The organism is Aquimarina callyspongiae (genome assembly GCF_034322225.1).
Taxonomy (GTDB): Bacteria; Bacteroidota; Bacteroidia; order Flavobacteriales; family Flavobacteriaceae; genus Aquimarina.
The window spans coordinates 329,528-352,110 of sequence record NZ_JAXLPA010000002.1 but is presented as its reverse complement, the minus strand read 5'-3'; the positions used below and the strand labels follow the sequence as shown (position 1 = coordinate 352,110).

Genomic DNA, 22,583 nt, shown 5'->3' with positions numbered 1-22,583 from the left:
TGAATCTATAAAGTATATTAAACTATAGAAATTAGACGAAATGTTTAAAATAACCGATTAACGCACTATCGTTTTCTTTTCTTGGGGTGAAAATCTCTAGTAACTGGGGTAAGTCGTTCTTTTGATATATTTTTTTAACTCCTTTTATAACTCCTTCAAGAGTATCTGCCTGGCTATATTCAAAACCATACATTGCACATAAATGTTCGGCAGAAAAACCGTGAGTAGTTTCAAAATACTTAGTAAAGTTACCACTTTCTTCTTTACCGGGCAAGATTCTAAAAATCCCACCTCCATCATTATTAATTAAGATAATTTTAAAATTAGATGGTATATAGCTATTCCACAACCCATTACTATCATAAAAGAAGCTTAAATCTCCTGTAATTAAAGTTGTAGAAATTTTTGAACTAAGGGCTGCTCCAATTGCAGTAGAGGTACTTCCATCAATACCACTGGTTCCTCTATTGCAAAAAACCTTAAAAGTGGAGTTTAAAGAAAATAGCTGCGCATAGCGAACTGTTGAACTATTACTTAGTTGAATCATCTGATGATCCGGGATTCCATCAAAGATAGCTTCATAGGCTTTAAGATCAGTAAAAGAACTTTGATCTAGATATTTTTGATGTTTTAATCTCCTTTGTTCTCTAACCGATAACCAAGATTCTTTATAATTACTTTCTACCAGTTGAGTATCAGGTAAAAAACCTTTAAAAAAAGTATCTGGTTTTAGTTTTATATGTTCGGTTAAGCAAAAATAAGTATCAAATGCTTTTTTAGCATCAATATACCAATGCGATTGAGGTTGATATTTTCTTAAGAATGCTTTAATTCTCTTAGATACTATCATCCCTCCAAACGTTAATAATATATCTGGCTGAAGCGATTCAAATTCATCATTATTCAAGGTAGATATTAACTGATCAATACAATTAATATGTGAAGAATGATGGATGTTTGAGGTTGTTTCTGTCAATACTAGTACAGATGGATCGTTTGCAAAATGAGTTATCCATTGTTGATCCAAAACTCCTGGTGAGTTTACACCGATCAATACCAACTTACGTTTTGCCTGATTCCACTCCTGGAGCATTTCTGAATGTAATTCATCAGAAACCTTATGTTGAGGGTATTCTACCGGAATATTTTTTGGAGAAATGGTTGGGGATTCGATCTTATCGTATAACGGCTCATAAAAAGGTACATTAATATGAACTGGACCTTTTTTTTCTATTGCTTTATTTAGGGCAAGGTTAATCTCTCGTTCATTATGCTTCTGAGCTTCTCGTTGTTTTTGTTGTATTTTACGATCTTCAATTATAGTTTCTGCTACTACCTCAGAATATAAATTAGCCGAATAAAGGATATGGTTTTCAAATACATTTTTTTGACGAATGGTCTGCCCGTCTCCAATATCGATTCTTTCAATTGGTCGATCGGCACTTAAAACCACTAAAGGAATATCACTATAATAAGCCTCAGAAATTGCAGGATAATAATTTAACAATGCACTTCCTGATGTACAAACCAATGCTACTGGTTCTTTGGTTTGTTGTGCTATTCCTAATCCAAAAAAAGCGGCACAACGCTCATCAACAATACTATAGCACTTCATATTGGGATGTTCTGTAAAACCGATTATCAAGGGAGCATTACGAGATCCTGGTGAGATAACTATATGACGGACTCCTTTTGCTTCACATAAGGCAACTATAGTCTGTGCTAAAGGAATTTTGGAATATAAGCGTTTCTTCATTCGAACCGCTAAATTATGCCTTTTCTATCATAAAATAAAGTAATATTTAAAGAACCCTTTTTATGGTCTCTGTTTTCTTTACGGTTTCTTCCCATTCTTTTTCAGGAATCGAATCTTTTGTAATTCCACCTCCTATATACAAATTTGCCTTATTCGCCTCTAATTCCATACACCGCAGATTCACAAACAAGTTAGAGATCAACTTTTTATCTCGCTTTAAGTTAAGTTCACCCAGAAAACCAGTATAAAACTTACGATCATATCCTTCTTGATTCAATATAAAAGTTTTTGCTTCAGATTTAGGAAGTCCACAAACTGCGGGAGTTGGATGTAAAGTTTTAATTACTTCTTCTATTTTTGAGTTCTCTAGATTTATAGTGGCTTTAATATCTGTGCGTAAATGCAAAAGGGTTCCAGCACGATGTGTATATGTTTCTGAAGTAGTTATATTATCTGATATAGCAGTAAGTTCTTTTACAATAAACTCTGTAACTAATCGCTGTTCTTCTTTTTCTTTTTCTTTCCATACTACATCAATACCTTCTTCAAATATTTGTGTACCTGCTAAAGCCATTGTAAAAATCTCCTGATTCTTAATCTGTAATAACGTTTCTGGTGTTGCCCCTAACCAAGTACCAACTTTAGGATGATACCATAAATAAACAAATGCATTGGAATAATTATTGAGTAATCGTTTAAAAGTCAATAAAACATCATCAGAAATAGGAAGAGATATCTCTTCTTTGCGAGATACCACAACTTTTTTCATATCACCCGATCGTATTCTATTAACACTATGTTCAACCAGTTCTATATGACTTTGTCTTGCGATAGAGTTATCAATTTTATCAACAAGGCTTTTTCTATTTTCTAAACGTAATTCTGGCTGATCATCAGTAATTAATTCTGCAATATATTCGCTTTCTGATTCAGGTATCAAAACTGCTTTTTGAGAAATATCAAAAGGGGCAAATACAAAACCTGAAGTAGAATAATCATCTACATTATATAATGTGTTATTTTTTTGAAGAAAAGCATTTAGTGATTCGCCTCTACTTTTTCTATAGATAACCAGAGGTAATTCGTCATCTAATTGTTGTTGAATCTTAACATAAAGATCTTTTGCTCCCATATTACTTTTGTTTAGGAAGCGCTATAGTAGTCAACTTAACAACAGAAATTAAGCGTTCTTCTTCATCACGTATTTTGATATCCCATAATTGAGTAGTTCGTCCCTGATGCACAATTTCTGCTTTAGCAAAAACATACCCTTCTTTAATGCTTTTTACGTGATTTGCAGAAATTTCAATACCTCTGATATAAAAATCTTTAGAATTTAAAAACATAAAAGAAGCAGCGCTCCCTACACTTTCTGCTAATGCCACCATGGCTCCGCCGTGTAATACACCATCTGGTTGATGCACTCTAGGTGTTACTGGCATTTTTGCAATCAGGTAATCTTTACCTACTTCGCAAAAAGTAATTTCAAGAGTTTCCATAAGTGTATTCTCACACATCTTGGCACATTGTTCCAGTATCTCTTTTTCTGTCAAATTCATGAAATTCTAAAATTTTGAGTAAAAATACGCAATGGCTTCTAAATTTTATAACTATATTTATTAATTATTTTAACGAACGTTCAATAAAATGCCAAAAATAAAAACATCCAAAGAAGAAGTTTTGCAAAAGGTGATTCCCGTTTTAAGAATACGAGGTGTAAGTCAAAGTAGCATGAGTCAACTTGCCAAAGCCTGTGGTATACAGAAATCCCATTTTTACTATTACTTTAAAAGTAAAGAAGAATTGATTAAGGAAGTTTTGTCTGTTGTATATAGCTATTTTAATTACAACTTTTTTAAAATTATTAAGAATGATACACTCTCCATTGAAGATAAAATCACCTTGATGAAACAACTGATGAGTAAAATATTTACTGTATCTGACGGAGGCTGTATTATGGCTAATACTGCTTTAGAAACCATTCATCTTAATCCGATCTATAAAAAAGAGATTAAATCCTTCTTTCAGGATTTTATTGATGGTCTACAGCTTCTTTTGCATAAAAAATATTCGCCTAAAGAATCTTTACTACTTGCAGAACAAATGGTACAAGATATTGAAGGTGGCATTTTATTAATGCGAGTTTATAATGATCAGCGATTTTTAAACAATGCTATTTCCAGAATGGAAAAAATAATTTTAAAGTAAAACTTATGCAAGCACATACAATACAATCATCTGATGGGTTTCCTATCTCGATACATGAATTTATTCCTTCATCGCCGATTGGTAAAACTATTGTTTTTGCACCAGCGGTAGCCGTGCCTCAAAAATTTTATTTTAACTTGGCCTCATACCTCGCTGAAAAAGGGTGTAATGTTTTTACATTTGATTACAGAGGTATCGGATCTTCTCTTTCGCAAAAGATACAATCTCTCAAAGACCATGGTTTTTTTGCTTGGTCGCAGGATTTTAAAGCTGTTTCTAAATATGCCAATTCTGTGTTTCCGGAAAATAAACAATATATGATCGGGCATAGTTATGGTGGTAACAGTGTAGGATTTAGTGATGCTTTTCAATATTATGATAAGTATCTCACTATAGGATCACAATTCGGGTTTTACAAACATTTTTCTACCAGAATCAAAATACTTATTTATCTCAACTTTAAATTCTTTGTACCTATAACCACTTCTATTTTAGGATACTATCCATCTTCTTGGTTTGGATTAGGAAGACCATTGACCACAAAAGCTGCTAAAGATTGGGCTATATTTTTATTGCATCCTGATTCTATGTTATATTTTACTAAAGGAAAAAAAACTACACATTATCAGGATATCAAAAAATCAATGCTCCTGGTTAGTATTGATGACGATAGTTTTGCTCCTAAAAAATCCGTTGATATTCTGGGAGAACGTGTTTATAAAAATGCTGATGTTACCAGAAAACATCTAAAACCTGCTGATTATAATTTAAAAACTATTGGGCATTTTGATTTTTTTAGAAAGAAAAATCAAGATATCTTGTGGCCTCTTGTGAATGACTGGTTTCAGTTATAATACTACAATATAATTATGCGAAAAGAAGCTTCATATCAAACTGTTAACACTTATGATACGCTTAACGAACTAACTCCAAAAACAAAAAATGTTTGGTTGGTTTTTCATGGAATTGGATATTTGAGTCGTTTTTTTATACGTTTGTTTGAAAGCCTGAATAAAGAAGAAAATTATTTTATTGCTCCGCAAGCTCCTTCAAAATATTATAAAGGTGATGACTATCGAAGAGTTGGGGCTAGTTGGCTAACCAGGGAAAACACAAAAACCGAAACACAAAATGTACTCAGATATATAGATGCTATAGTGGCATCAGAAAATTTACCAAAAGATAGAAAATTGATCGTTCTGGGATATTCTCAGGGAGTTAGTATTGCCAGTAGATGGATCGCTAGTCGTAAAATAAAATGTGAATCTATTGTTATGGTTTCTGGTGGTTTTCCTAAAGAATTAACCAAAGACGATTTCTCATTTTTACCTTCTACCACAAAAATAACTCATATTCTTGGTGAAAAAGATCCTTATTTTGAAATTGAAAAAGTAAAAGCTGAAAAAATAAGAGTTAAGGAGATATTACCTCAGATTGAATTTAGAACGCATTCTGGTGGCCATGAACTTGATTCAAAGACTTTAATAGATATCTAAAATTCTATTCATTTTTCATTTGCTCAACAGCTGTTCGACTATGAATTGTGTCGTAGATGATTGATAGTTTTTCAATTTTATTGTTAGTATCGAGTTCTATAATATCCACTACCTTAAATTGTACTTTTTTACCATCCTTTAGCCCCCATATATAATCAAATAATAATGAAATTCTATTGGAGTTTTTCTCATAAAACAATCCATCAAATTTTAACTCTGAAGTACTAGTATCTCCTGCTAGGATTTTATAAAACTCTCTTGCTGACTGAGTGCCATATAACGGAGAAACAACCATTCCGTTTTCAGCAAACAAATCAACTACTTTATTCATATTACCTTCTTCCAGATACAAAAGGTAATCTTTAGCAATTTGTTCTTTTATTGATTGATTATCTACTGCACTCATATATTACATTAAAACTTTAGAAAAATTGGATAAACCTTTATAAATAGCGTTCTTTTATTACTTCAAAATGATGTTTTTGATGACCAGATATAATATATCCCGCAGCTCTTGCACTCATAGGACTACCACTCGCCTCTCCTATCCTGGTTAGCATATCTTCGGTAAAACTCCTGAATAATGAAATCGAACTATTTCTTACCGCTTCAAAATCCTGAATAAGTTCTTGCTTACTATAATTATTTGCATTAGAATTAGGAACAAACTGATCTTGATCAAACCCCATAATTGCAGTTTTATCATTTCTGGCAAATCGAAGTGCACGATATGAAAAAATACGTTCGGTATCAATAATATGCTGCAAAACTTCTGCCACTGTCCATTTTTCCTCTGCATACGCATGAGTTAACTTTTCTTCTGGCAAATTATTTACAAAATCAATAAAGTGCTGCCTTCCTATCGTCAAGGCTTCCTGAATATTTTGATTTTCAGCTTTACTAATATAAGTACCATAATAGGCATTGTATTCTTCTGGAGTAACTTGAGATAGCATACTATTAATTGTTGAAATGAAATCGAAATTTAATCATTCTTATGTCATTAAGTAAAATTCTTAACAGTTCTTTATCATCTATACTATTAACTATGTTAATGAGTACTATAGATTTACTTGTTTTATAAAAAAGATAGCTTGTTTTATTTCAATTTCATCAAATTCTTGAAATTTCAAGTGACGACGAAATTTCCCACTTCCTTCTAACATACTTTGAGGATCCTCAAATTTATATCCATTACTGAATTCAAAAGAAACATGGTTTTTATATACAAAAACACCTCCAAAATCCTCTGATAATGAGAATAAAATCCCGCCATACATCATTCTTTCTTTTACTTCTGGATAAGTCTCAAACACAATTTTACGCAGCTTCTCTAATATCTTATATTGAGTATCATTCAAAATCATTATTTTATTTATGAAACTCTGAACTTTTTCATCTTTAGAGGATATCATTATTTTTTAAATTTATGTGCTAGTTTTTAATTTACTTTTTCTGCTATTACTACATATGTTGAGAAAGCATATGCTTTTCTTGGGATACACTCAATTATTCTAAAACCATTAATAGAAAGAAAAATTTCTATTTCATTTTTTGTGAATGCCCTTACAACCGATGAATCCTCTCCTATTTTAATTAATTTATTTTCTTCTTCTTTATAAAAAACGGCGTCCCACCTAAAATCCATTGCATATTCAAGGTTGACATTCCAGATGCTTTTTCTAACATATTTTACATCATTATGAGTAGCTTCATGGATAACCTTTTTCTCTTTTGCAATTAATGGTATAAACTCATTAGCATCAATAAAATCAAAACACAAAATTCCTTTGGTTTTTAAATTGTCATAAATACTAGACATAGCTAAATTAACATCCATATTTTTAACCAGATAACTTACCGATCTACCGGTAATTATAACACTCTCTACAGATTGATGTAACTTAAAGTCTCGCATATCCCCTTTAATAAATCGTCCATTAGGAGTTTTACTTTTGGCAATAGAAAGCATTTTATCACTAAAATCTAATCCTATATAATCTAGTTTGTCTTTTATAAAACATCCAGCAAGATTTCCTGTACCACAACCTATCTCTAAAACATTTTTTTTATTATATCGTGTGATGATATTGTTATAATATTCATACTCTTCTTTATAGTCAATAAAAGTATAATACATAGCTTCATAAATATCTGCAAGATCTTTATATATGGTATTCATTGATTCTTTTTAAATGACATATTACTATATGTTTGATTAGGTTTGCGTTAAAGAAAAGATAATCTTCTATGCAACAAATCAAAATTAACCGATACTCTCTTAAAAGCTTGAAATATTAAAAATAAGTGTATTTTCTCTTCTCAACCATTAACTGTTTATATAAATACCTCTTTAACAAAACGTGAAGACCAAGGACACCAATGACAATCAGGTAACGTTGCTCCACACACTTCTTTTAAGTTATCTTCAATAAATTGTATAGAGGCATCGCACACTTCTATGCTCACTTGGAAGAACTCAATGGACTTAGGGTCCAGATGATAACTCCATTCTCTGTTATAATATGCCTGTTTTTTGACTATTGTTCCTTGTACATGTATAAATTGAGTTTCTTCACCACTAAGGATACGTCTTACATGTCTAATTTTTGATTCTTCTTCTAATTTTATAACGAATTTAGAATCATGGTTATCTCTAATTTCGAAGTAAGCTGTTTGTGTCTTCATAATACTATCATTAAATGTTTTTATGATGATGAAGGTACACCTGTTCTTTTCACAAAAATCTGATAAAAACACTTTGTTTAATAAGTAAAAACACTTGATTATCGTGATACAAAGACCTCGCTATAATCTATTTCTTCGAGATTTTTTCATCTTGAACCGAGTTGCTGCTTTCAATTCTGCTATTACCAAGATCAGTATAATTATAATCTCACAAAAAATATATGCCCAACCTAAATCGGTAATTTGTTGATAGTGATAAGAGATTAAACCTATAGAAATTAAACAATATAAAAAGTTAAGTACAGCAATTATTTTCAAAAAATAGTCGAGGTTTTTATTTACAAAGAAATAGCACAAAAGATCATAGACAAGAAAAAAACAAGGTAAGAGTGCAAGAAAATGGAGAATTTTAATGGGTATCCCAAATACATCTTCATACTGTACTAAAACGATGCCCAATAAAAATGCAGATAATAATGCTCCAGCACCATCTACTAAAAAGAGTTTTTTAGGATATACTAGTATATTGATTATTATCTTTTTCAAAACGATTAAATCTATTTCTTTTTTCTATACCAACAATAATAATACCAAGCTGCAATACCTCCAATAAAAGAAAATAATGCTAGCATCCAAAAAACATGTCGATGTCCTTCTATTCCTGGTGAATTTTCTAACAGATATCCCATTGCTGGACCGGCAAATATGTCTGGGGTATATCCAATAAGAGAAATAAGCCCTACTGCAGTTCCCGTAAGTATTAACGGAATCCGACCTCTTTGCATAACAGCAAAATAGAGAGAGCGCGCAGCATATACTCCCGTAGCGACCACCAATATTGACATAAAGAACAAGAACGTCTCAGAATCAGTAACCAAACCAAGTGCAAATAACAATGCTCCCAGAAATGAAACTATAAAACCAATTACCAACCAGAAGGTGGTTTGAGAACGATCTGCCAATATCCCTATTAAAATACCTACAACTGGTCGAACAAATAACAGAAAGGTACCAACCTGCGCAGATTCAACCTTATCATACAACATCACATCTGTAGCATATAGCGAAAAAACATCCGTTATCTTGTATCCTACATATGCACATAAAATAATAATCATTAACAACCAAACCGAGGGTAAACGTAAAACCTCTTTAATTTGTGAAGTTGTTATTCTTTCTAATGTAATTTCTCTTTCAGTTTTTTCATCCAATTTCATAAAAAACCAAACTAAAAGACCAACAAAAGCAACAATTCCAGAAGATACCAATATTACCTGCTTAAAGGCTTCTCTACTTTCAGTCACTGTTGCCTCAGAAACCTCTGAAGTAATAAATATGGAGAAGATAAAAACGCCCAATGCTCCAAACAGTGCTCCTACTAATCCACGACCACCATCTAAAAAACCAAATGCTTTTCCTTGTGAGCCTGCTCCACCCCAAACTCGAGTCGCTTTGATCATTGGAGCCCAGAATAAAAAAATAGTAGTAAACCCCCAATACCCATATAATATTTTTAATACCGTATACCCAGGAAAAGTAGCATATAACAATCCTCCTATTGCTGTCATCCACAATGCTACCGCAATTAATTTTCTTGGAGGAAATTTATCTGCCAAAGGACCACCAATAAGGTAAGATAATAACGCCACAACTCCATATACAGAGAAGCAGTAACCAAGTTCAAGATTATTCAGGTTAAAAGCTTCTAGAACTGTTGGTCTAAAAACCCGTGATAAAACAAAGGGAAGAATAAACACTGATTCTCCGGCCAGAATAAGTAGCAAAAGAAAATACCAAGGAGTCTTTTTTTGATTCATAAAGCTTACTAGAGATTATACTTATGAACATAAAAGTAAAGATTCTTATTTAAAAGAAGCCTTTTCCATTGGTTTTGGAGTAAGAAACCTTAATGACCTATACTCCCTATTCTTATTTATTTACCTGTACAACTGCTAATATCATACAATTTATATTTACCAGTTTTTCCTTTTAATTGGGTTTCAAAAACATCACATTTGGGATATATTGTTGCAACTTCTTGGTATGCTTCTTGAGAAAGTAACAATTGAGTTCCAAATTCTTTATTTGCAGATTCAATTCGACTAGCATAATTTACATTATCTCCTATAATCGCCATTTTTTTCATAGCTCCGGTATCAAAAGGCCCTATAATTACGCTTCCGTAATGAATTCCTGCACGTATTCCGAAATTCGTATTAAAATTCTCTTCGAGGTATTTATTAAACCTTTTTAATCTTTTATTCATTCCTTCAATAGTATGAATAGCATCTAAAACCGAGTTCTCACTAGTTTTATCGGTTCCAAAAACAGCTAAAATACCATCTCCTGCCACATCACTTATAACACCTCTATTTTCTGTAATAATTGTATTCATTATCCTATAATATCGATTTAACACATGAACGATATCATAGGGAGGAAATTTTTCTGCAAAAGATGTATAATTAACAATATCTACAAAAACAATAGTTAATTCTTGTTGTCTGCCAAGAGCAATTCCCGAATTTTCTGAAAACTGTTCTGAAATAAGGTCCATATCTAATTTATCAGATACCATTCTGCGAATTGAGATATCTCCTTTTATTCTTGTTTGACAAGCTAATCGAATTTCTAACGGAAAACTTAATTTATTAGCAATTTGCTGTTCTGCTTCATTTCTTGGGTTGCAGTTATCAATCCCCTTCATAACACTAACTCTACAGGTAGAGCATTTCCCTTGTCCTCCGCAAGCATGAGTATGATGTATATCTGCACTTAGAGTTGCATCTAAAATGGTACTATCTTCTGGACAATCAATTTGTAACTCTTCTTTAAATAAATGAATTTTGTTAGAAGTATTATGTTTCATTATTTTCTTTTTTAAAGATCACATCAGTATACAATCTTACTATAACAATTTTATTTTTATACTTATGAATCGTTTAAAATCCCTTATTAATTTATCAATCTACAATTAATTTTCCTCACAACATTGCACTATAGCATAAAATCCTATCAAAAAACCACAACAGTAATTGTTGTGGTTTTTTAACTCTATGAATCTAAGATAAATATGTTATAATCCTAAAATTCTACTTGTTTTACCCAAGAAAATTTTTGAAAAGGTTCATCAACAGGGGTTTTGGCTATATGATTTGTATAGTTACTAATTACCTTTTGAGATAATCCCAAAATTATCTCTAGCACCTGTTGCTGTCCGTATCCTGCGCTATAAAAAGCTTCTAATTCTGCTTCACTGATCTTTCCTCGGTTTCTTACTATACTAAGTGTAGTATCATGTAAAACCTGGAGTTTATCATTTGGCATTGCTGCTTTATTTCTTAATGCTTCTGTCAAAACAGGATCAACTTTCATCATATTTGCAATTGCGGTATGAGCTGGAACGCAGTAGTGACACTCATGCTCGACATTAATTGTTTGCCATACCACGGTTAACTCTTCTGCATTAAATGACGTTTTTTGAAATAAATCGTGTAATGATTTATACGCTTCTAATAAAACCGGTGATTCTGCTAAGACTCCATGAAGATTTGGGAGCATCCCAAAACTTTTAACAGAGTCTTCTAATAAGGGTTTACTGTTTTGTGGAGCAGAATTTATGCTGTGAATTTTTAAAGTACTCATAATTTTATATATTAAATTGAATGTTTATAATCACAATAACTAAACGATCATTTAGTTATTATATAAAAAAAAGTCAAAGACTTTTAAATACGTTTTCTATATAGTTTTTTAGCTGTTCCTTGTTAAACACTCTAGAGGCAGAAGCTAGTCCAAACATTGATATAAGCAAATAATCAGCTTGTTTTTCTAATACTAACGAATCCTTATTCTCTTGTTTTAAGTTATCAGCAAATACATTTCTAATATCGTTTGTGAATTTGTTTAAAGCTTCTTTTATAGCTGGATCAGCATCTTCTCCTATTTCATTTGCTGTATTAGTGATTAAACACCCTTTCCCATACCTCATTTCTTTAGAAAATTCAATAAAATCATAGAAATATTGTTTTAATCCTACAATACCATTTTGAGATGCTTTTAATTTGTTTATAATTTGTCCTAATTTCTGTTTGTAGCATTTAATACTCTCAAGAAAAACTCCATTTTTATTACCGAAACTAGCATATATTGAGAATTTATTGATCTCCATTTCTTTTTCGAGCATTTGCATTGATGTCGTTTGATATCCATTGCGCCAAAACAATTCCATAGCCTTTTCTATAACCTCTTCTTCTATGTATTCTTTTTTTCTTGCCATCAATTAAAAATCGAGATTCAAAACTAAACAACCGTTTAGAAATAAAAAAATAATTGTGTTTTTTTTAATATTTTAAGGAAGTAATTCTAATAATATTAAATAAAATAACGAATATAGGTTACCATCTAACATCTCGTGTTTAAGGCTATAAGACACTTTTATTTATAGTATCCATTTTCATATTTCAAAGTTTGGTTTTCTTTAGACAACACTTCTTCTTCTTCACATTGATTATTCTTATCAATAAAAGAAGTTGCCTTTGAAATAGAATTTTTCACAAGTATATTGTAGTAACCATTGGTAAGGTTTTCGGTAACGATTAAAGTTTTATTTTGTTCACTAAATTTTCCAGCACAATTTGTATCCCACTCTCCATTATATTGTGAGATAGGATAATTTTTTAATACTTGTTTTAGTGAATCTTCCTTCTTTATATACATTGTAATTGTTTCTTGTTCAAAAGGATTTGCATGAGAACTTCCTACATATCTCACTCTAATTCCAAATGCTCTATCGGTTTTGGTTATATTATAGGGAGCCGTATCAATTGAAATTCCTGCTAATCTAACGGCATCTGAATTCCATTTATTAGTTGTAGAGCTCTCAAAATACTTATGCTTTATTTCTCCTGTAGCACTATCCACAATCAAAATATAACTATTAAGATCAAAAAAACGTTCTCCTTCATTGACTATTTCAGGAATGACCACAATTGTCTCTTCAGGGTTATCAGGAACCGTTTTAGAGATCATCAAATCTGTTTTACATTTTGACTCTTCTATACTAAGTTGTGCCAAAATTTCATTTATATGTGATACTTTTTGGGCAAAAGAATTTAAACTCAATATAAAAAGCGATATAAGTATTCTATGTTTCATTTTATTTTTTATTTCATTAACTAAAGTAAAAGAAAATCCTTTAAATAAAAAAAAGAGGCTTTGTATAAAACCTCTTTAAAATTATGCTCCTTTTTCTATTTTAAGCAGAATTACGGCTAGCATTGATGTTACCAAACAATGAACGTGTTACCATCTTTTCATAAATCTCAAGTTCTGCCGGATCAGGATCTTCTGATCGATGTAAATCCTGAATTTTTTTCAATGCGTATTGCTGAATTGTTAATAGTGGTAATACAATGTTTTCTCGTATATCAATAGATGCTTTACCAGCTGGTTCATTTTGCATCAACTCTGAATATCCTGTTAGCTTAAACAATAATCGTTTGGTTAACATATATTCTTCATAAATAATTTCCCAAAACGCTCCATATTCAACATCTTCTTTCATATACGCTGTTAGTTCAAAGAAAGATTTGGTTAAACTCATCATACTATTACCGATCAAGGTTCTAAAAAAAGCTGAATCTTTATATAAAGCAACTACTTTTTCAAACTCATTCTGGTCTTCATAGGTTTTTAAAGCAGTACCTACTCCATAAAATCCTGGAACATTCTGTTTTAGCTGACTCCAACTTCCTACAAACGGTATGGCTCTTAAATCACCAAAATCCAATGTAGCACTTTGACTTCGCTTAGATGGGCGACTACCAATATTAGCTTTTCCGTAATACTTTAAAGTACTCATATGCTCCAAATATGGTAAAAATTTGGGGTGACTCTTAAAATCAACATATGTCTGATAGCTAATATCTGCTAATCGCTGCATAGTTTCTTTATTTTCTATAGAAAACAGATTACTTTCATTATTAGTTAATTCATTTTCTACACCTGCTCCTAATAACTGTTCTAAGTTATATTGACAAGAATCTAATGTTCCGAAATTAGAACTAATTGTTTGTCCTTGTACTGTTAATTGAATCTCTTCATCCTCTACGGTTGGTCCTAGTGAGGCATAAAATTGATTTGTATTTCCTCCACCTCTTGCTGGTGGTCCTCCACGTCCATCAAAAAATACTACTTTCACATCATATTTTCGAGAAATCTCGGTAAGAGCTTCTTTAGCCTTAAAAATCCCCCAATTAGCCATTAGATATCCTCCATCTTTAGTTCCATCAGAAAATCCTAGCATTATCGTCTGTTTCATCCCACGGCGTTTCAGGTGTTCCATATATACCGGATTGCTATATAAAGATTCCATCACTTTATGAGAAACCTGTAAATCAGGTACCGTTTCGAATAAAGGAATTACATCTACTGTAGGAGACTCCCAGTCACAAAGTCTGATTAGCGCAAAAGTTTCCAGAACATTTAGTTCGTTTCCATTATTACTAATGATATAGCGGTTTGCTGCTCGCTCTCCATTCTTTTCCTGGATTGTTTTGATTGCATATACTGATTCTAAAGTAGCTCTTACAATATCTTCTTCAAAAACAGAAGGGTCTAATTTGCCCGTTATTCCCGAAAGCACGTTAGTTTGTTCTGTTTCTGAAAGAGACTCATATCCTTCTGGAAAGATATTAAGTCCTAATTCATTGGTTTTACGAACTACTTCTGTAAGGACTTTATGGTGCACTCTTGAATCCTGACGTATATCGAGAGTACCAAAATGAAATCCAAAGATTTTTACTTTATTTATCAAGTCCTGGAGGTCTTCCAAAAATAATGATTGGTGCTCTGTTATAAGTTCTTCTTTGATCTCTAATAAGCCATTCATTAAGGTTTCTACAGATAAAGGTTCTGCGGTCTTCGCATAATAAAAGTTATCGTACAAAGCATTTTCTAATACAGTTATCTTTTCCTGGAGATTTCCAAAAGTGATTCTTCTTTTTAATTCTCGTATATCCCGATAATAATTGATCAATATTGTTTTACGTAGTCTTTTAGCTACCTTAAGTGTTGTTTCTGTAGTTACAAAAGGATTTCCATCTCTGTCTCCTCCAGGCCAGAAACCAAGATTTATTAGATCGTTATCAAGATCTTCACCTTCAAAGATATTTTGCTGAACATAGTTATAGATCGTACTTGCCGAGTGATAAAATACATTTTCAAGATACCAGATCAAACTTACTGCTTCGTCATAGGGTGTTGGTTTTTCTTTTTTAAAGAAAGCCGTTTTCCCTAATTGTGCCAATAACTTTTTGATACTTGACATATCGTTTTCTCGAATCGCGGCATCAAGATCATGAATGATTCCTAAAACTGTTCCCGGATAAAACTGTGTAGGATGCGCTGTTAAAGTAGGACGGATTTTAAAACGTCTTAAATATTCTTTAAGCTCTTCTAACTGCCCTTTTGCTTGGGCTTCTTCTTTGATACTTCTTAGTGTACCACGACCGTCCATATTATTTACGACAGGAAAAGCTGCATCTTCGATTGCATCAAACAATACTACTTGTCGTTCGATATACTGAATAAATCGAAATAAAAGATCATGTCGTTCTTTTTTTGATGGATTATCCTGATACAACTTAAAAAAGTCTTCTACAATCTCTGTTGGATTTTTGTGTTCATCATACCCTTTTTCGCATATTTCTTGAAAAAGTGGTAATAAAACCCCTGTATTTGTAATTGTATCAAAAGGTAGGGTCATAAATATACTATTGTATATCTGATACTTTGCTAGAACGTTATCATTGAAACGCTCGATTTTTGGTTTTCTAGCCATTGTGGTGGTGGTAAAAAAAGTTGTGGTTAATAATTTTAATATCAACAACGTTGACATTTCTGATGTTGAACTCATTGGTATTTTGATTGAGTTCAATAAAAAACCCTCTAAGAAGTTCTTAAAGGGTTTATATTACTTAATAAGAGAAATCCCTTTACATATCTTGAAAAATAGAATGCATCAAACGTTTCTTATCATTAATGCTTTCTTCTAAGGAGATCATAGTTTCAGTACGATATACTCCATCAATATCATCTAGTTTAAAGATAATATCTTTTGCGTGGTTAGTATCTCGTGCTCTTACTTTACAGAAAATATTAAACTTACCTGTAGTGATGTGTGCAACAGTCACAAAAGGTATTTCATTAATTCTCTGTAATACAAATTTTGTTTGTGATGTGTTCTGAAGGTAAATACCTACATAAGCGATAAACGAATACCCTAACTTCTGGTAATCTAAGGTAAGCGAAGACCCTTCAATAATACCGGCTTCCTCCATTTTTTTAACACGTACATGAACAGTACCTGCTGAAATCAAAAGTTTTTTAGCAATATCCGTAAAAGGAGTACGCGTATTTTCAATCAACATATCCAAAATTTGGTGATCTACTTCATCTAATTTAAACTTTGCCATAGTTTTTTTGTTAATTTTCTTATTTTTCCCGATTATTTACATTGCAAATTTAGCAGAAAATTGCAGTTTTCACATATTTTATTTTAAGTTTTTATCGAATATGTTAAGAATAATTCAGAATCTAGGTAAAATTTTAACAACTCTACCTCTGGAACTATCTGTACTATATCGTTATAGGGGCGAATTACTCTTTTTTTGCCAATAATTTCTTTATGTCCATGAAATTTTCTCAAATCTTCAATTTTAACAACCTTTGGCAAAAAATTCACATAATTTTTAGTCAATTCTTCAGTGTATTGGATGGCTATATCGACATTTCTGTCATTTAAAATAACATCTCTAATGATAATATCATAAAAGCACTTTCCATTTTCAGGAATCTCTAAATATGTCTTATACCCATCTTCTGTTATTTCATTTGTTGCGATATAATGTATAGAAACTAATAACGAATAAAATATATATTCTCTTGTTTTCTCACGATCATAATCACCAGGATAGTGTCCTGCTTCAAACAATATAGTTGGTATTTCTTGATTAGCCAAAGTATCCCCTATACAATTAATATTAAACCCATCATCATAACGTCCTACTTGATTGGGAATACATTTTTGAAGCATCGTATTCATCTCTGCAATGATTTTCATTGCTATTTTACGACTACTTGTTATTGTTCGATCTTTATCGCCTGCAGGTGATAAAAAAGACACTGTAGCTGGATAATTGGTTTCTCCTGCACTAAAAATAGTACGTTGTCCATGTAAATTAAAAGCTACATCTGGTTTTATTTGTTCTATAAGATTATTAAGTATCCGGCTTTCTCGTTGTGTTTTATCTTGAGCATCCCTATTAAGATCTACTTGATTATAATTAAGTCTTGTATAGGCTTTTGCTCCATCAGGACTTAAAATAGGTACTATAAACAGGGTACAATGTTTTAAAATATCTTTTACCAAATCATCTGTTGTATCAACCAAAAGGTTTAAAAGATCAAAAATAGCTTTGGTAGTTGTACTTTCATTACCATGCATTTGAGACCATAACAACAACTTCTTTTCACCATCACCAATCTTTATAAGATGTATAGGAGCATTATTTTCTGAAACTCCTATTTGTCGAACATCAAGTTTCTTAGACAAGTCATCTAATAAAGGATTAATATGCTCTGCATGAATATAACGGCCTAGTAGCGTAGCCTCTTTATAAGTAGTAAAGTAATTATGAAGTGTATTTATATCCATAGGTCATCCTTTAAGAGGCGAAATTACTATAGTTTACTGAAGATTCATAGTAAATGATTCTAATATTTACATATGTAAACTTAAGCAATGTTTACAAGTGTAACAACGGTTCTTTTACAAATGTAAACACTCTATATTCACCTTGCTGTTTACAATAATAAACAGTATTTAAGGTATCGTTTCCATTTGTATCCAAACTATTAATAGTTAAACCTATAATTAAAGTAATTAATTTGCAATTATCTTATTATCAATAGTTAAAGTATACTTATCTAATCTATTAGTTTATCATTAATTGTTTTATTGTTACAATTGTAAACTATGTTTTTTATATATTTTGTTTACCTTTGTAATCAATCTTAACTTGTAAATTGGTTTACAAATGGTAAACAGTAAAGACTTTGGTGGAAGGTTACAAAAACTGATGGACTACTATGGTTTATCTGCATCTGCATTTGCAGATTCTATGAGTGTAGGGCGATCTTCTATTTCTCATATTCTGTCAGGAAGAAATAAACCCAGTCTGGATTTTGTAATGAAAATTGAAGAAGCATTTCCTGAAGTGGAATTGCATTGGCTATTATATGGCCAAGGAACTTTTCCCAATTCTAAAAATGATACGACTCCAGAAAAAGATATTCCTAGCACGCAATCTCCTTCTACTCTTCCGGATACATCTGTAGTACAAGAAGAAGAAAAAGATTTATTCTCATTACCTATATCTGAAACAAAAATTACGACTGATGAAGATTCTCCTATTTCAAAGAGCACCACACCTATACCTTCTAGGATTACTAATGACAATGAAATAGATCGTATCGTTATTTTTTATGCCGATGGCACGTTTCATAGCTATCAAATCAAAAAATCTTGACAACTCCTTAAAAACTTTTCTTCTTGTTATTGCATACTTTCTCTAAATAGATTTATTTTCGCTCTATCATTTACACATTTCCATGAAGCGCATTGCTTTTTTATTACTCAGCATCACAATAGTCAGTTGTTATCAGCAAGAAAGGGACTGTAACAATTTTCATACTGGCACTTTTGAATTCGAAACTTTATTAAACGGAGAACTTGTTAAAACTACTTTTGTTAGAAATGATACTATAGAGATCGATTTTTTTCAAGGCAAGAGTGATACAGCCAGTATACGCTGGATTAATGATTGTGAATATATACTTCGTGAACTACACCCCAAAAGTATAGCCGAAAAGAAAGCTATACATATGAAAATCCTAACTACCGATAAAAACATCTATACTTTTGAATACGGATTGGTAGGTGCAACCAATAAACAACGTGGAACCGCTAAAAAAATAAAATAATGTTAGAAATTTTTACATCTGCAGATGCCTGGGTCGCTTTATTAACCTTAACTTTTCTAGAAATTGTTCTGGGTATAGATAATATTATATTTATTTCAATTGCGTCTAGCAAATTACCAGAGAATCAACAAAAAAAAGCAACTAATATCGGACTTGTTCTAGCAATGGCTATGCGTATTGTGTTACTTTTTGGTATTTCGCTCTTAGTAGCTATGAATGCTCCTTTTTGGCATTTTAATTTACCTTGGATCGAAGGAGGAATCAGCGGTCAGGCCTTGATATTGTTTGGAGGAGGGATTTTTCTTCTTTACAAAAGTGTACACGAAATACACGAAAAAGTTGATGAAGCTGGTGAAGAAGAAAAAGAAATTAAAGAAAAGAGCTCTTCTTCTCTATCAAATGCCATTGTACAGATTACACTAATCAATGTAGTTTTTTCTTTTGATTCTATTCTTACAGCGGTAGGTATGACCAATGGTATAAGTGATAATCCGAATGATGCACTAATTATTATGATTATAGCGGTAGTAATCTCTGTACTAATTATGATGATATTTGCTGCACCCGTTGGGAAATTTATTAGCCGCCATCCTTCTGTACAGATTTTAGGGCTTTCTTTTCTTATCCTTATAGGATTTATGTTGATTGCAGAAGCTGCACATTTATCACATTTAAAAATATTTGATTCTGAAATTGGAGCAATCCCAAAAGGATATTTATACTTTACAATTGCCTTTTCTTTGTTTATAGAATTCTTAAATTTCAAATTAAGAAAGAAGAAAAACAAAGCTAAACAATAGCTTGAGGTGACAGATGTAAACAACTAAAAAACAAATTAATACATAAAAAACATCTTATCTCACATAAGATGTTTTTTTATACCATTAATTATATAACGCAAAGATGGTAATATTGGATTTTATAATTATTGCAAGTTTACTTCTAGGGCTTTTTATAAGCGTATCGTTGTTTACAACTTCGTTTTATAAAAGTAAAGCAAATGATTATTTATCATTATCCCTATTCTTATTAGTTTCTATTGCTTTTTTAGGATGGTATGATGCAGAAAAAGGTGTTCTTGAATTTTTACAAGGTATAATGTGGGAATTTCTGGTTCCAGTTACCTTATTTACATATTTCTTAATTCAAATTCAACACCCATATCTTAAGAAACCCTGGCTACCTTACCTTTATACTTTCTTTTTCGTTACCCTACTCCTTGATGTTTTTTTAGATCTGGATTTTGTTTTTAACCTCTATCATTCATCTTTTGATGAAGAAGATCTTATCGTCGAAATTTTTTATACGCTAGAAGACAACTTATCTTTTTGGTACAATGTGATCTTAATTATTTGGTCAAGACGATTGATTCTAAAATCATCTATCATTTCTAGAGAGAAAAGAAACTGGTTATTACATCTTAACCTATTTATCATATTAATCCTTGCTATCTGGTTTATATATAACCTAGAGGATACATTTTTTGATTCAGAAAACTTCAGGAGTTTATTATGGACTACTCTATCGTTCTTTTGTTGGTGGTTGCTTTATTATGGAGTCTTTAAACTTCAAATCGTAATACAAAAAGATGAGATACATCGATACTTAAGTATACAACCACAAAAAAATAAAATAAAAAATGATAAAAATACTGAAACGATTGGTTCAAAACATATCGTCACATTATACACTTTAATGGATCAGGATGAATTATACAAAAATCCATTGTTGAGCAGGTTAGATCTTGCAGAGCGATTAGGCATCAGTGAAGGTTACTTATCTCAAATAATAAATCAGGAAATTGGAAAAAGCGTAATTCAATTTGTTAATGAATATCGTATTCAGTTTTCTAAACAATTGTTGCATAATCCCGATTTTAATAAATACTCCATCGAAGCTATTGGTATGGAATCTGGCTTTAAATCCAAGAGTACCTTTTATGATACTTTTAAAAATTACACAAAAATGTCACCTGGTGCTTATAGAAAGCTTCAGAAAAAGTCCTAATTCATCCACTTCTATCGTTTCCGGAATTCTCGAACTCAAAATATACCTTCTTTAGACTCAACCGTATATACTTTTACATCATTAATCTTAAAACAATAATGATGAAACAGTTAATGAATGTATTACTAATTTTCTTGATTACCTTTTCAAGTTGCTCAAATGATGATGACTCTATAGTTAATGTGACCAATGAAGAAAGTTTAACAAAAAGACTTAACCAGATTCTGGTGAACTCTAATTTTCCTGGTTTTACCATCGGTGTAATAAAAGACGGAGAGAACACGTATCAAGAAAGTTTTGGTTTTCAGAATTTGGAAAACAAAGACTCTTACTCAAATCAAACTTTACAACCCATTGGCTCAATCAGTAAAACCTTTATTGGTGTTGCTACGGTAAAAGCAATTCAATTAGGATATTTTACTTTGGACACCCCTATTAACAATATCTTATCAGAACCAATTTTAAATCCCAAAAATCCATCTTCTATAATACGGATAAAACATTTAGTAAATCATACCTCTGGATTAATTGACGAAGATCAAACTTATTTAGAATCTTATTATATTCTAGAAAACCAAACTATTTCTCCTGACGCAAATCAACTAATGCAAAATTTTGGGATTACTCAAAGAACTCCAAAAACATTAGAAGAATTTATAAAAGCTTATTACTATGAAAATGGAGATTATTATAGTACTGATAATTTTATAGGTAATGAACCTGGAAGTTTAGAAAGTTACACCAATGTTGGTGCTTCTTTAATGGCTTTTTTAATTGAGCAAACTTCAGGTATACCATATCAAGAATTTGTAAAAACTCATATTCTTGATCCTTTAGAAATGAACAACACTTCTTTTACATATCAATTACCTTCGGATAACTATGCAATTTTATATTTTAACAAAAACCTTCCTCTACCCTTATATAATTTAGAATCATTCCCTGATGGAGCATTAAAAACTTCTAATGAGGATATTATGAAGTACTTTATAAATATGCTTAAAGGACAACAAGGCAAATCTACTGTTCTGTTTCCAAAAAGTTATTATGAACTTTTGTTTGAAGCAACATCTTCCAATTACACAATATTTTGGGATATTGATCCAGGAGTTGATGCGTTTGGTCATTCTGGAGGCGATCCTGGTTTAACAACAGAACTTCATTTTAGTGGAGCTTTTAATGCAGGTTTCTTCATGCTTAGTAATTATGATACTTCTACTGATGAACACGAAGAACATTACGAAGAAATAATTAGTCAAATTAATGAGAGTATCAATAAATATTTATCTAATTAATATTTATTGACATTATAAATCGAATACCTATAGCCTTCTTTAAAAGAGAAGGCTATATTCTTTGTAACAATAAAACTCTCTATTCGT

General features: G+C 31.4%; 25 protein-coding genes. 8 read left to right on the top strand and 17 right to left on the bottom strand.

The window, feature by feature from the left end:
- Positions 1-31: 31 nt before the first annotated feature.
- Genes menD through U0D62_RS08645 form a run of 3 tightly spaced genes read right to left on the bottom strand, consistent with a single transcriptional unit; the run spans position 32 to position 3,315 of the window.
- On the bottom strand, positions 32-1,756 hold the full coding sequence (gene menD, locus U0D62_RS08655; RefSeq protein WP_322286869.1) for a 2-succinyl-5-enolpyruvyl-6-hydroxy-3-cyclohexene-1-carboxylic-acid synthase: 1,725 nt from the start codon (positions 1,754-1,756) through the stop codon (positions 32-34).
- Between the two features lie 46 nt (positions 1,757-1,802).
- Positions 1,803-2,888 (bottom strand): isochorismate synthase, encoded by a 1,086-nt coding sequence (locus U0D62_RS08650; RefSeq protein ID WP_322286868.1) that lies wholly within the window; start codon positions 2,886-2,888, stop codon positions 1,803-1,805.
- A gap of 1 nt (position 2,889) precedes the next feature.
- Complete coding sequence (locus U0D62_RS08645; RefSeq protein WP_322286867.1) at positions 2,890-3,315, bottom strand: PaaI family thioesterase; 426 nt, start codon at positions 3,313-3,315, stop codon at positions 2,890-2,892.
- An 88-nt stretch (positions 3,316-3,403) separates the two neighbouring features.
- Between U0D62_RS08645 and U0D62_RS08640 the strand changes: the two genes are divergently transcribed.
- The 3 genes from U0D62_RS08640 to U0D62_RS08630 are packed head-to-tail and all read left to right on the top strand — an operon-like array spanning position 3,404 to position 5,460.
- Positions 3,404-3,964 carry a TetR/AcrR family transcriptional regulator gene (locus tag U0D62_RS08640; RefSeq protein WP_322286866.1) on the top strand — a complete coding sequence of 187 codons (561 nt, stop codon included), beginning with the start codon at positions 3,404-3,406 and terminating at the stop codon, positions 3,962-3,964.
- 5 nt (positions 3,965-3,969) lie between these two features.
- Entirely contained in the window at positions 3,970-4,818 is an 849-nt protein-coding gene (locus U0D62_RS08635) for an alpha/beta hydrolase family protein (RefSeq protein ID WP_322286865.1), read from the top strand.
- A 15-nt stretch (positions 4,819-4,833) separates the two neighbouring features.
- The gene (locus U0D62_RS08630) at positions 4,834-5,460 is read left to right on the top strand and encodes an alpha/beta hydrolase (protein ID WP_322286864.1); all 627 of its coding nucleotides are present in this window, start codon (positions 4,834-4,836) and stop codon (positions 5,458-5,460) included.
- 4 nt (positions 5,461-5,464) lie between these two features.
- On the opposite strand, the gene U0D62_RS08625 is transcribed toward U0D62_RS08630, so the two are convergent.
- From U0D62_RS08625 to U0D62_RS08560, 14 genes are all read right to left on the bottom strand, one after another.
- Positions 5,465-5,866, bottom strand: coding sequence for a nuclear transport factor 2 family protein (locus U0D62_RS08625; protein ID WP_322286863.1), 402 nt, complete (start codon positions 5,864-5,866; stop codon positions 5,465-5,467).
- A gap of 37 nt (positions 5,867-5,903) precedes the next feature.
- Complete coding sequence (locus tag U0D62_RS08620; protein ID WP_322286862.1) at positions 5,904-6,416, bottom strand: DinB family protein; 513 nt, start codon at positions 6,414-6,416, stop codon at positions 5,904-5,906.
- A 105-nt stretch (positions 6,417-6,521) separates the two neighbouring features.
- A complete protein-coding gene (locus U0D62_RS08615; protein ID WP_322286861.1) occupies positions 6,522-6,875 on the bottom strand; it encodes a DUF1801 domain-containing protein in 354 nt (117 codons plus the stop codon).
- Positions 6,876-6,901: 26 nt separating this feature from the next.
- On the bottom strand, positions 6,902-7,642 hold the full coding sequence (locus U0D62_RS08610; protein ID WP_322286860.1) for a class I SAM-dependent DNA methyltransferase: 741 nt from the start codon (positions 7,640-7,642) through the stop codon (positions 6,902-6,904).
- 155 nt (positions 7,643-7,797) lie between these two features.
- On the bottom strand, positions 7,798-8,148 hold the full coding sequence (locus U0D62_RS08605) for a BP74-related protein (protein WP_322286859.1): 351 nt from the start codon (positions 8,146-8,148) through the stop codon (positions 7,798-7,800).
- Positions 8,149-8,268: 120 nt separating this feature from the next.
- The gene (locus tag U0D62_RS08600; RefSeq protein ID WP_322286858.1) at positions 8,269-8,694 is read right to left on the bottom strand and encodes a hypothetical protein; all 426 of its coding nucleotides are present in this window, start codon (positions 8,692-8,694) and stop codon (positions 8,269-8,271) included.
- Between the two features lie 11 nt (positions 8,695-8,705).
- Positions 8,706-9,965 (bottom strand): MFS transporter, encoded by a 1,260-nt coding sequence (locus tag U0D62_RS08595; RefSeq protein WP_322286857.1) that lies wholly within the window; start codon positions 9,963-9,965, stop codon positions 8,706-8,708.
- Between the two features lie 116 nt (positions 9,966-10,081).
- Positions 10,082-11,017 (bottom strand): adenylate/guanylate cyclase domain-containing protein, encoded by a 936-nt coding sequence (locus U0D62_RS08590; protein ID WP_322286856.1) that lies wholly within the window; start codon positions 11,015-11,017, stop codon positions 10,082-10,084.
- A 215-nt stretch (positions 11,018-11,232) separates the two neighbouring features.
- A complete protein-coding gene (locus tag U0D62_RS08585; protein WP_322286855.1) occupies positions 11,233-11,793 on the bottom strand; it encodes a carboxymuconolactone decarboxylase family protein in 561 nt (186 codons plus the stop codon).
- A 73-nt stretch (positions 11,794-11,866) separates the two neighbouring features.
- The gene (locus tag U0D62_RS08580; protein WP_322286854.1) at positions 11,867-12,427 is read right to left on the bottom strand and encodes a TetR/AcrR family transcriptional regulator; all 561 of its coding nucleotides are present in this window, start codon (positions 12,425-12,427) and stop codon (positions 11,867-11,869) included.
- Between the two features lie 158 nt (positions 12,428-12,585).
- Positions 12,586-13,305, bottom strand: coding sequence for a PA3715 family protein (locus U0D62_RS08575; protein WP_322286853.1), 720 nt, complete (start codon positions 13,303-13,305; stop codon positions 12,586-12,588).
- 100 nt (positions 13,306-13,405) lie between these two features.
- A complete protein-coding gene (locus U0D62_RS08570; protein WP_322287604.1) occupies positions 13,406-15,991 on the bottom strand; it encodes a phosphoenolpyruvate carboxylase in 2,586 nt (861 codons plus the stop codon).
- A gap of 154 nt (positions 15,992-16,145) precedes the next feature.
- Positions 16,146-16,625, bottom strand: a complete 480-nt coding sequence (locus U0D62_RS08565; protein ID WP_322286852.1) for an Lrp/AsnC family transcriptional regulator — start codon at positions 16,623-16,625, stop codon at positions 16,146-16,148.
- Positions 16,626-16,708: 83 nt separating this feature from the next.
- Positions 16,709-17,866 carry a M14 family zinc carboxypeptidase gene (locus U0D62_RS08560; protein WP_322286851.1) on the bottom strand — a complete coding sequence of 386 codons (1,158 nt, stop codon included), beginning with the start codon at positions 17,864-17,866 and terminating at the stop codon, positions 16,709-16,711.
- Between the two features lie 382 nt (positions 17,867-18,248).
- On the opposite strand from U0D62_RS08560, the gene U0D62_RS08555 reads away from it, so the two are divergent.
- From U0D62_RS08555 to U0D62_RS08535, 5 genes are all read left to right on the top strand, one after another.
- The gene (locus U0D62_RS08555) at positions 18,249-18,740 is read left to right on the top strand and encodes a helix-turn-helix domain-containing protein (protein ID WP_322286850.1); all 492 of its coding nucleotides are present in this window, start codon (positions 18,249-18,251) and stop codon (positions 18,738-18,740) included.
- Between the two features lie 82 nt (positions 18,741-18,822).
- Positions 18,823-19,194: a DNA topoisomerase IV gene (locus U0D62_RS08550; RefSeq protein ID WP_322286849.1), complete on the top strand. Its 372-nt coding sequence runs from the start codon at positions 18,823-18,825 to the stop codon at positions 19,192-19,194.
- Complete coding sequence (locus U0D62_RS08545) at positions 19,194-19,994, top strand: TerC family protein (RefSeq protein ID WP_322286848.1); 801 nt, start codon at positions 19,194-19,196, stop codon at positions 19,992-19,994. The genes U0D62_RS08550 and U0D62_RS08545 overlap by 1 nt, the downstream gene beginning before the upstream one ends.
- Positions 19,995-20,106: 112 nt before the next feature.
- Complete coding sequence (locus tag U0D62_RS08540) at positions 20,107-21,201, top strand: helix-turn-helix domain-containing protein (RefSeq protein ID WP_322286847.1); 1,095 nt, start codon at positions 20,107-20,109, stop codon at positions 21,199-21,201.
- Positions 21,202-21,302: 101 nt separating this feature from the next.
- Positions 21,303-22,496 carry a serine hydrolase domain-containing protein gene (locus tag U0D62_RS08535; protein WP_322286846.1) on the top strand — a complete coding sequence of 398 codons (1,194 nt, stop codon included), beginning with the start codon at positions 21,303-21,305 and terminating at the stop codon, positions 22,494-22,496.
- Positions 22,497-22,583 lie beyond the last annotated feature (87 nt).